Source organism: Pseudomonas edaphica (genome assembly GCF_005863185.1).
Taxonomy (GTDB): Bacteria; Pseudomonadota; Gammaproteobacteria; order Pseudomonadales; family Pseudomonadaceae; genus Aquipseudomonas; species Aquipseudomonas edaphica.
This window is the reverse complement of record NZ_VBVZ01000196.1, coordinates 1-9939: the sequence shown is the minus strand read 5'-3', so window position 1 is coordinate 9939 and position 9939 is coordinate 1. Positions and strand designations below refer to the sequence as shown.

The 9939-nt window shown below is 61.6% G+C and carries 10 protein-coding genes; 3 read left to right on the top strand and 7 right to left on the bottom strand.

The window, feature by feature from the left end; genetic code table 11:
* Positions 1–313: 313 nt before the first annotated feature.
* From FEM54_RS14945 to bioB, 7 genes are all read right to left on the bottom strand, one after another.
* Positions 314–2119 carry a phenylacyl-CoA dehydrogenase gene (locus tag FEM54_RS14945; RefSeq protein WP_017138032.1) on the bottom strand — a complete coding sequence of 602 codons (1806 nt, stop codon included), beginning with the start codon at positions 2117–2119 and terminating at the stop codon, positions 314–316.
* 349 nt (positions 2120–2468) lie between these two features.
* Complete coding sequence (locus FEM54_RS14940; protein ID WP_017138029.1) at positions 2469–2750, bottom strand: hypothetical protein; 282 nt, start codon at positions 2748–2750, stop codon at positions 2469–2471.
* Positions 2751–2856: 106 nt separating this feature from the next.
* Positions 2857–3537 carry a dethiobiotin synthase gene (gene bioD / locus FEM54_RS14935; protein WP_017138028.1) on the bottom strand — a complete coding sequence of 227 codons (681 nt, stop codon included), beginning with the start codon at positions 3535–3537 and terminating at the stop codon, positions 2857–2859.
* Complete coding sequence (bioC, locus tag FEM54_RS14930) at positions 3534–4346, bottom strand: malonyl-ACP O-methyltransferase BioC (RefSeq protein WP_138451646.1); 813 nt, start codon at positions 4344–4346, stop codon at positions 3534–3536. Before bioC ends, bioD begins: the two co-directional genes overlap by 4 nt.
* Entirely contained in the window at positions 4339–5070 is a 732-nt protein-coding gene (locus FEM54_RS14925) for an alpha/beta fold hydrolase (RefSeq protein ID WP_138451644.1), read from the bottom strand. Before FEM54_RS14925 ends, bioC begins: the two co-directional genes overlap by 8 nt.
* Complete coding sequence (gene bioF / locus FEM54_RS14920) at positions 5063–6244, bottom strand: 8-amino-7-oxononanoate synthase (protein WP_138451642.1); 1182 nt, start codon at positions 6242–6244, stop codon at positions 5063–5065. The genes FEM54_RS14925 and bioF overlap by 8 nt, the downstream gene beginning before the upstream one ends.
* Before the next feature lie 156 nt (positions 6245–6400).
* Entirely contained in the window at positions 6401–7456 is a 1056-nt protein-coding gene (gene bioB, locus FEM54_RS14915) for a biotin synthase BioB (protein WP_017138024.1), read from the bottom strand.
* Between the two features lie 123 nt (positions 7457–7579).
* Between bioB and FEM54_RS14910 the strand changes: the two genes are divergently transcribed.
* The 3 genes from FEM54_RS14910 to FEM54_RS14900 all read left to right on the top strand — a co-directional run.
* The gene (locus FEM54_RS14910; protein WP_138451640.1) at positions 7580–8317 is read left to right on the top strand and encodes a ComF family protein; all 738 of its coding nucleotides are present in this window, start codon (positions 7580–7582) and stop codon (positions 8315–8317) included.
* Positions 8318–8374: 57 nt separating this feature from the next.
* Complete coding sequence (locus FEM54_RS14905) at positions 8375–9139, top strand: TOBE domain-containing protein (RefSeq protein WP_138451637.1); 765 nt, start codon at positions 8375–8377, stop codon at positions 9137–9139.
* Positions 9140–9218: 79 nt separating this feature from the next.
* On the top strand, positions 9219–9939 hold a 721-nt coding region (locus tag FEM54_RS14900; protein WP_138451635.1), incomplete at its 3' end, for a PhoX family protein.

The window sequence follows — 9939 nt, the reverse complement described above, 5'->3', positions numbered from 1 at the left end:
GTAAAGAACACGCTGAGGTCTTTGACATACGCAGCCGAGAGCCCGGCCAGCAACAGCAGCAACGAAGGGAGAAAATGACTGAACCGTACAGCGGACACGCGTGACAAGGGTAAAGCTCCGACCCGCCCAGAAAGATGGCACAGTGCCTTCACTGAGCACAGTTAAGCACATTCAATGTGACCTGTATCACATTGCCATCACTGTAACGGCAGCCAGGCGCAATCCCTGAGTGCTGTGCTGTGTTTTTTATCGCCGCACATAAAAAAACCGCCGCTTCCAAAAGAAGCGGCGGTTTTCAGGAGACCGGCAGGGCTTAGTAAGCCAGGCCGAAGTCTTCTTCTTTCATGTCCATCAGGTTGTTGGCGCCCGACAGCATGGTGACCTTATGGGTCTGGGTACGCGGCAGGATGCGCTGGAAGTAGAAGCGCGCCGTCTGCAGCTTGGCGGTGTAGAACGCCTCTTCGGTGGTGCCGGCAGCCAGTTTTTCAGCAGCCAGGCGTGCCATGTCGGCCCAGAAGTAAGCCAGGCACGCATAGCCGGAGTACATCAGGTAGTCCACCGAGGCGGCACCGACTTCTTCACGGTCTTTCATCGCGGCCATACCGACCTTCATGGTCAACTCGCCCCACTCTTTGTTCAGTGCCGCCAGCGGTGCAACGAATTCCTTAACGGCTTCGTTGCCTTCGTTGGCCTGGCAGAACTTGTGCACGATCTTGGTGAAGCCCTTGAGCGCTTCGCCTTGAGTCATCAGCACTTTACGGCCCAGCAAGTCGAGTGCCTGGATGCCGGTGGTGCCTTCGTACAGCATCGAAATGCGGCTGTCACGAACGTTCTGCTCCATGCCCCACTCGGCGATAAAGCCGTGGCCGCCGTAGATCTGCACGCCGTGGTTGGCCGATTCAAAACCGACTTCGGTCATGAACGCCTTGGCGATTGGGGTCATGAACGCCAGCAGGCCGTCGGCTTGCTTCTTGGCTTCGTCGTCGGTGCCGTACTTGACGATGTCCACTTGCTTGGCGGTGAAGTACACCATCGCACGGTTGCCTTCAGCGAAGGCTTTCATGGTCAGCAGCATGCGGCGCACGTCAGGGTGCACGATGATTGGGTCAGCGGCTTTGTCCGGCGCTTTCGGGCCAGTCAGCGAGCGCATTTGCAGGCGGTCGCGAGCGTATTTCAGGCCGCCCTGGAAGCCGATCTCGGCGTGGGACAAGCCTTGCAGCGCGGTGCCCAGGCGAGCGGTGTTCATAAAGGTGAACATGCAGTTCAGGCCTTTGTTCGCCGGGCCGATCAGGAAACCGGTGGCCGCGTCGAAGTTCATCACGCAGGTGGCGTTACCGTGGATGCCCATCTTGTGTTCCAGGGAACCACAGGTCACCGCATTGCGCTCGCCGATCGAGCCGTCTGCGTTCGGCAGGAATTTAGGCACGATGAACAGCGAAATACCCTTGGTGCCGGCCGGTGCGTCCGGCAGGCGGGCCAGTACGATATGGACGATGTTGTCGGCCATGTCGTGTTCACCGGCCGAGATGAAGATCTTGGTGCCGGAGACTTTGTAGGAACCATCAGCCTGAGGTTCGGCCTTGGTGCGCAGCATGCCCAGGTCGGTGCCGCAGTGCGGCTCGGTCAGGCACATGGTGCCGGTCCACTCACCCGAAACCAGCTTGGTCAGGTAAGCGTCTTGCTGTTGCGGGGTGCCGTGCTCGGAGATGGTGTTCATCGCACCGTGGGACAGGCCAGGGTACATGCCCCACGACCAGTTGGCGGCGCCGACCATCTCGCTCACGGCCAGGCCCAGGGATTCCGGCAGGCCTTGGCCACCGTGCTCCACGTCGTGGGCCAGGCTTGGCCAGCCGCCTTCGACGAACTGCTTGTAGGCTTCTTTGAAACCAGTAGGGGTTTTTACGCCTGACTCGCTCCAGGTACACCCTTCGATGTCACCCACGCGGTTCAACGGTGCCAGCACTTGCTCACAGAACTTGGCGCCTTCCTCAAGAATGGCGTCAACCATGTCCGGGGTAGCGTCCTGGCAAGCCGGCAGGCTCTGATAGTGCGCTTCATAACCGAGCAGTTCGTCACGAACGAAGCGAATATCACGCAAGGGGGCCTTGTAGTCAGGCATAGCGATAAACCTCTGCTGATGTATCTGGGATGAACAACCGCGTGGATTTGTTATGGCGGTCAAACAGGTGTTTGAAACATACGTTTACGACCTGAGGTTGTCAAGCATCGCGCCGAAGCCGTTTGTCATGACGCGCATCAATGCCACGCACGGCAAGGCCTGCGGCGGGATGCCACGCTTAAAAGGAGTTTAGAAGTTCAACGAGATGACACAGGACAATGTGGGAGCTGGCTTGTGTGGGAGCTGGCTTGCCTGCGATACAGGCGCCGCGGTATATCAGGAAGATTGAGTCGATGCTATCGCAGGCAAGCCAGCTCCCACAGAAGAGCCGGCGTGTGCCGATAGAAAGTTAAGCGTAGGTATCGATCAACGTGCCAAGCATTTCATCCGAAGCCTTGGCAACTTTCGCGCCCAGCTCCACTTGAAACTTGCCTTGGGCCATTTCGACCATGTTGCTCGCCGAGTTGGACGGCTGGGCGCGATCGTTGGCTTGTAGACGATCACTTTGTGCGTCCGAGGGCTGGGTCGTCGCGGCGCCGGCAATTTTGCCGGCGGCCTGGTCGACGCGGTTCTGCCCGGCCTGAATAGTGCTCAGCCCCGAATAAAACGCGCTGCTTCCAGAGATTTCCATGGCGTAAGCCTGCCTTTAGAGAATCGTGAACTTGAATTGAAGCAGACATCCTGGCAAAACGCCCGTCAAAAACACTAATGGCATAATGCCTTAGCGATAGCCAAAATCAGTCAAGCAGGTCCAACTCCAGGTACTCGGCCACCACTTTCGCGCTGGCCTGCTTGAGCTTTGGCACCCGCCCCAGGCACGGCGCAGGCAACCGCTCAGCCAGGGTGGCGAGGTTCTCTTCCAGACGAGAGGTCTTGGGGTCGATGATATTTGCCACCCAACCCGCCAACGGCAAACCGTCCCGCGCGATGGCTTCGGCGGTGAGCAGCGCATGGCTGATACAGCCCAGACGCACGCCCACCACCAGGATCACCGGCAGCTTGAGCGCCATGGCCAGGTCCGACAGGTTGTCCTGATCGGCCAACGGCACCCGCCAGCCGCCTGCGCCTTCGATCAAGGTGAAATCCGCGTGTTGCGCGAGTATGTGCTGCATCGGTTTCAACAGTGATTGCACCGTGAGCGCCACACCCGCCTCCCGCGCGGCCAGGTGCGGCGCAATCGCGGGTTCAAAGGCCACCGGGTTGACCTCGGCATAGGTCAACGGCAGCGAACATTCGGCCAGCAGTGCCAAGGCGTCGGCGTTGCGCAAACCTTTTGGGGTGAGCTGGCAGCCTGAGGCCACCGGTTTTCCGGCGGCGGTGCTTTTACCCGCCAGCCGCGCGGCATGCAGCAGCCCGGCGGCGATGGTGGTTTTGCCCACATCGGTGTCGGTGCCGGTGATGAAATAAGCGGCGCTCATAACGGTTTCTCCAGTACGGCATACACCACTTGGTACGTGGCGGGCAGGCCCTGGGCCTGGCGGAACTGCTCGTAAGCGTGCACCAGTGCAACAATCCGCGCGCGCCCCGTCAACCCTCCCGGGCGACCGGGGTTGAGGTTATGCGCGCCCAACGCCTTGAGTTCGTGGGTCAGGCTGCGCACATCCGGGTAGTGCAACACGTGAGGCTGGCGCTCCAGGCTCAGCACCCGCAAACCGCTGGCAGCACACAGCTGTTGGTAAGCCTCGAAGGTGCGAAAGCGGTTGACGTGAACCAGGCCATCCGCCGCACGCCAGCTTTGGCGCAACTCGTCCAGGGTGCCCACGCACAGGCTCGCAAATGCGAAGACGCCCCCGGGTTGCAGCACACGACAGGCCTCACTGAGCACCGCGTCGAAATTCGCGCACCACTGCACCGCCAGGCTGGAGAACAGCAGCTGGAAGCTCTCAGTTGCAAGCGGCAAGCGTTCTGCATCCCCCGCAATAAAGTGCTGCGCGCCCCCTAAAGGCCGCGCATGGTTGAGCATGCCCTCGGCAATATCCAGCGCTACGCCTTGGCTTGCAGGCAACAGTTCGCCCAGTGCACGGCTGAAATAACCCGTGCCGCAGCCTACATCCAGCCAGCGCCGGGGCGCGAGGGCCGCCGGCAAGCGGGACATCAGCGCATGCCCGACTGCGCGCTGCAACTCGGCGACGCTGTCGTAGCTGGCTGCTGCGCGGGAAAACGAGGCCGCCACCTGGCGCTTGTCCGGCAAACCGCCCGGCAGTGGGGGCTGGGATAAATCAGTCATCAACACACTCATGCAAAAAAGCCTGGATGGCCCCCGCTACACCGTGAGGGTCTTCCAGAAGAAAAGCGTGACCGGCCTGTTCAATCAGGCCGATTTCTACATCGGGCAGCAGGGCCAATAGATCACTCGCGGCTTCAGCGGGCACTAAACCGTCCAACCCCGCAAACAGGTGCAGTTGCGGGCCACGAAACGCCTGCAAAGCGGCGCGGGTATCCAGTTGAGCAAGCAGTTCCAGGCCCGGCATCAACACACTCGACAACGTATTCGGCGCCCCGCTGACCAACAGGCGCGACAGCCCGCGCGGGTCTGCAGCGCCCTTGGCACACAGCAGGCCAAAGCGTTTGAGCGTGACCTGAGAATCGGCATGGCAACCCGCGAGGAACGCATCGAACGTCTCGGCAGGCATCGCACTGGGCCAGCCTTGATGGGCGACAAAACACGGGTTGCTCGCCAATGTCAGCAGCCCGCAGCAGCGCTCGCCGCGCCGCGCCGCCAACTCGGAAGCGAGCATGCCGCCCAGGGACCAGCCGCCCAACCAGGCGTTGTCCGGCAGTGTGGCGTCGAGTTCGTCAAGCCATTCATCCAGATCGCTGGAAGCCAGCGCCGGCAACGGTTCGATATGCACTTGCAGGTGTTCGTCCAAACCCTGCAAGGCGCCAGCCAAAGGCTCCAGCGGTGAAACGCCGAGCCCCCAACCGGGCAGTAATACCAGTCGATCACGCATGGTCGGGCTCCGTAATACTTAACAACCGGAAACACGCTTCCAATGCGCTTAACAATAGCTGCACCTGGGCCGCGCTGTGGGCCGCTGTCAGTGTCACGCGCAAACGCGCACTGCCGGCCGGCACAGTCGGTGGGCGGATGGCTGTCACCATCAGGCCGCGCTCGCGCAGCATCTGCGACAGGCGCATGGCGGTGGCGCTGTCGCCAATCAGGATCGGCTGGATCGGCGTGAAGCTGTCCATCAACCGCAGGCCAAGCTGCTCGGCGCCCTGGCGGAACTGGCGGATCAGACCATTGAGGTGCTCACGCCGCCAGTGCTCGGTGCGCAGCAGCTCCAGGCTTTTCAAAGTGGCGCAGGCCAATGCCGGTGGCTGGCTGGTGGTGTAGATGTAGGGCCGGGCGAACTGGATCAGGCTTTCGATCAGCTCTTCACTGCCCGCCACAAACGCTCCGGCGGTGCCGAACGCTTTACCGAGGGTGCCGACCAATACCGGCACGTCTTCCTGGCTCAAGCCGAAATTCTCGACGATGCCGCCACCGTTTGCGCCCAACGGGCCGAAGCCATGGGCGTCATCGACCATCAACCAGGCGCCTTTGGCGCGTGCCTCACGGGCCAGCGCAGGCAGGTCGGCCAGATTGCCGTCCATGCTGAACACACCATCGGTGACCACCAGCGTATTGCCGGTCGCCTTCTCCAGGCGTTTGGCCAGGCTGCTGGCGTCGTTATGCAGATAGCGGTTGAAACGCGCCCCGGACAACAGCCCGGCGTCCAGCAGCGAGGCGTGGTTGAGCCGGTCCTCCAACACCGTATCGCCCTGCCCCACCAACGCGGTGACCGCGCCCAGGTTCGCCATATAGCCGGTGGTAAACAGCAGTGCACGCGGGCGCCCTGTGAGGTCGGCCAGTGCTTCCTCGAGTTCATGGTGCGGCGTGGCATGGCCGATCACCAGGTGCGAAGCGCCACCGCCCACGCCCCAGCGGGACGCCCCGGCGCGCCAGGCTTCGATCACTTGCGGGTGATTGGCCAGGCCCAGGTAGTCGTTGTTGCAGAATGCCAGCAGCGGCTGGCCATCCACCACCACTTGCGGGCCTTGCGGGCTCTCAAGCAAAGGGCGTTGGCGATAAAGGTGTTCGGCCCGGCGGGCAGCGAGGCGCGCGGCGAGATCAAAAGACATGCAGGCCTCGGCAGATCAGGTTGAACCCGATCCAATGTGGGAGCTGGCTTGCCTGCGATGACGGCAGCACATTCAGTATCAATATGTCTGGAAGACCGCTATCGCAGGCAAGCCAGCTCCCACAGTTGGATTGCGTTTCAAATGTGGAGAGAGGCGTTAAACCACCGCGTTATAGAACTGCTCGCTGCTCTTCTGCTCCACCAACGCCTGCTCAATCGCTGCCTGATGCACTTCATCGGCGTGCTCTTCACGCGCCTCCGGCAAGATTCCCAGGCGCGAGAACAGTTGCATGTCCTTGTCGGCCTGCGGGTTGGCGGTGGTCAGCAACTTGTCGCCGTAGAAGATCGAGTTGGCACCGGCGAAAAACGCCAGGGCCTGCATCTGCTCGTTCATCGCTTCACGGCCGGCCGACAAGCGCACATGGGATTGCGGCATCAGGATGCGCGCCACGGCGAGCATGCGGATAAAGTCAAACGGGTCGATGTCTTCGGCGTTTTCCAGCGGCGTACCGGCGACTTTCACCAGCATGTTGATCGGCACCGACTCCGGATGCTCCGGCAGGTTGGCCAGTTGGATCAGCAGGTTGGCGCGGTCGTCGAGGGACTCGCCCATGCCGAGGATGCCGCCCGAGCAGATCTTCATCCCCGAATCACGCACGTACGCCAGGGTTTGCAGGCGCTCGCCGTAAGTGCGGGTGGTGATGATGCTGCCGTAGAACTCAGGCGAGGTGTCGAGGTTGTGGTTGTAGTAGTCCAGGCCGGCCTGGGCCAGGGCTTCGGTCTGGTCCTGGTCGAGACGGCCGAGGGTCATGCAGGTTTCCAGGCCCATGGCCTTCACGCCTTTGACCATCTGCAGCACGTAGGGCATGTCTTTGGCCGACGGGTGCTTCCAGGCGGCGCCCATGCAGAAGCGCGTCGAACCGATGGCTTTGGCGCGAGCGGCCTCTTCGAGGACCTTCTGCACCTCCATCAGCTTTTCTTTTTCCAGACCGGTGTTGTAGTGGCCCGACTGCGGACAATATTTGCAATCTTCCGGGCAGGCGCCGGTTTTGATCGACAGCAAGGTCGAGACCTGCACGCGGTTGGCGTCGAAATGCGCGCGGTGCACGGTCTGCGCCTGGAACAACAGGTCGTTGAAGGGTTGCACAAACAGCGCTTTGACTTCGGCTAAAGACCAATCGTGACGCAGGGTGGCAGAGGTGCTGGCGCTCATGGGCGATTCCTTGATTATGCTTGGGCTTACGCTGTGGGAAGGGCAATACCGGCAATACCCGCAATACCCGCAATACCCACAGTCAGTCACGACACGGATGCTCGGCATATTTAAGGAAGATTCATGCACTGTCAACTCAGATACAAACATCAGGTTTACATCTGGTTAGAAAACAACCAAACCTGTTTAATTTGCGATGAAGCAACAAACTCCAACCACACTGTGTGCAACGCCTGCGAAACCGAGCTGCCCTGGCTGCTGGAGCATTGCGAGGTGTGCGCCCTGCCCCTGCCGATGGAGGGTTTGATTTGCGGCCCCTGTCAAAAAAAGCCGCCTGCCTATAAACAGGTGATCGCACCCTGGACCTACGGTTTCCCCGTCGACACCCTTATCAGCCGCTTCAAACACCAGTCGCGCTGGCCACTGGGTCATCTGCTCGCACACTTGCTGGGCCAGTATCTGCAACACCGTTTCGACAACACCGCACTCACCCGCCCCGACTGCCTGCTGCCGGTGCCCATGGCGCGCAAGCGTCTGCGTGAGCGCGGCTTCAACCAATCGTTGATGTTGGCCCGCTGGCTCAGCGAAGACCTCGACCTCCCACACGATGAACACCTGTTGTTACGCCCCCATGAAACCGTCGCGCAACAAGCCCTCGACGCCAAAACCCGCCAACGCAACCTGCTCACCGCGTTTGCGCTGGCACCCGGCGCCCAGGTGCAGGGCCGCCACTTTGCGCTGGTGGACGACGTACTCACCACCGGCGCCACCGCCCACAGCCTGGCCCGCCTATTGATGGACGCCGGCGCTCGTCAGGTCGATGTGTACTGTCTGGCCCGCACGCCAAAACCAGGCTCATGACTTGACTCGCGTGCGCCGCGCCTGCAACGTCCGCTGACCTTATCGAAGCGTATCCACATGTCTCTGCCGACCTCACTCAGCCAACACATCATCCGCCGCCCCCAGCGCATCGCCCTGTTGGCGCATATTGCCGAGCAGGGCTCGATTACCCGCGCGGCCAAGAGCGCTGGCCTGAGTTACAAGGCCGCGTGGGATGCGATCGACGAGTTGAACAACCTGGCGCAAAAGCCGCTGGTGGAGCGCAGCGTCGGCGGCAAAGGTGGCGGCGGCGCCAAGCTGACGGCCGAAGGTGAGCGCGTGCTGCGCCTGTACCAACGCCTGCAAGTGTTGCAGGCAGAGGTGCTGGGTTCGGATGAGGACGCGAGCGACTTCAACCTGCTCGGTCGCCTGATGTTGCGCACCAGCGCGCGCAACCAACTGCACGGCCAGGTCAGCGCCATCGAACACCAGGGCCGCAATGACTTGATTCGCCTGCAACTCTCGGGCGGCTTGAGCCTGAGTGCGCAGATCACTCACGACAGCACGCAGCGGCTGGAGCTGGAGACCGGCGTTGAAGTGGTCGCCTTGATCAAGGCCGGATGGCTGGAATTGCTCGCCATCGGGCAGGCTGCAACACCTGGACACAATTGCGTGAGCGGTGTGATCGAGACGATTCTCGACGCCGATGACGGCCCCAGCGAAGTGCGCATCACACTGCCCAACGGCCAGGTTTTATGCGCCCTGGCGCAGCCCGCCGCGCTCCAGGCAATGGGTGTCGTCGAAGGCGGCCAAGTCCAGGTGCAATTCTCACCCAGCAATGTGCTGCTCGGCACACCGGTTTAGGCGCCCGCCATCTTTAAGCTGCAACAAATTCGTCACGAGCGCTCCTTAAGGTGTCTGCAAAAACCGCAGGGAGCCTGAAATGAGCCTATTAGAAGAAAACCAAGCCACCGACCTTGAACAGATGGTCGGCCTCACCCGCCGCCGTTTTATCGGCGCCGGCGCCCTGTGCGGTGCCGCGATGTTCCTGGGTGGCAACCTGCTCACGCGCAGCGCAATGGCCGTGAACGCTGCCACCGCCAGCCCCTTGCTGGGCTTTGCCAGCATCGCTGCGGCCACCAGCGACGCCATCACCTTGCCGCCGGGTTACTCCGCCTCGGTACTGATCAGTTGGGGCCAGCCGCTGCACAAGAACGCGCCAGCCTTCGACCCGTCCGGCAATGGTACTGCCAAGGCTCAGGAACAGCAGTTCGGTGACAACAACGACGGCATGAGCCTGTTCGCCTTCCCCGGTGACAACAACCGTGCGCTGATGGCGATCAACAACGAATACACCAACTACCGCTACCTCTACGCCCATGGCGGCGCGCCGCAATCGGCTGAAGACGTGCGCAAGGCCCAGGTCAGCGAAGGTGTATCGGTGATTGAGGTACGGCGCAAGGGCGACACCTGGCAGTTCGTGCAGGACTCGCGCTACAACCGCCGCATCCACGGTAACTCGCCGATCCGCCTGGGTGGCCCCGCTGCCGGCCATGCCTGGCTGAAAACCAGCGCCGACAAAACCGGCAAAAAAGCCCTTGGCACCTTCCAGAACTGCGCCAACGGCAAGACGCCATGGGGCACTTACCTGACCTGCGAAGAGA

Excerpts from the sequence above, each read along its gene's own strand:
- FEM54_RS14945 (WP_017138032.1), bottom strand. The coding sequence starts at position 2,119 with ATGCCTGACTACAAGGCCCCCTTGCGTGATATTCGCTTCGTTCGTGAC.
- FEM54_RS14940 (WP_017138029.1), bottom strand. The coding sequence starts at position 2,750 with ATGGAAATCTCTGGAAGCAGCGCGTTTTATTCGGGGCTGAGCACTATT.
- bioD (WP_017138028.1), bottom strand. The coding sequence starts at position 3,537 with ATGAGCGCCGCTTATTTCATCACCGGCACCGACACCGATGTGGGCAAA.
- bioC (WP_138451646.1), bottom strand. The coding sequence starts at position 4,346 with ATGACTGATTTATCCCAGCCCCCACTGCCGGGCGGTTTGCCGGACAAG.
- FEM54_RS14925 (WP_138451644.1), bottom strand. The coding sequence starts at position 5,070 with ATGCGTGATCGACTGGTATTACTGCCCGGTTGGGGGCTCGGCGTTTCA.
- bioF (WP_138451642.1), bottom strand. The coding sequence starts at position 6,244 with ATGTCTTTTGATCTCGCCGCGCGCCTCGCTGCCCGCCGGGCCGAACAC.
- bioB (WP_017138024.1), bottom strand. The coding sequence starts at position 7,456 with ATGAGCGCCAGCACCTCTGCCACCCTGCGTCACGATTGGTCTTTAGCC.
- FEM54_RS14910 (WP_138451640.1), top strand. The coding sequence starts at position 7,580 with ATGCACTGTCAACTCAGATACAAACATCAGGTTTACATCTGGTTAGAA.
- FEM54_RS14905 (WP_138451637.1), top strand. The coding sequence starts at position 8,375 with ATGTCTCTGCCGACCTCACTCAGCCAACACATCATCCGCCGCCCCCAG.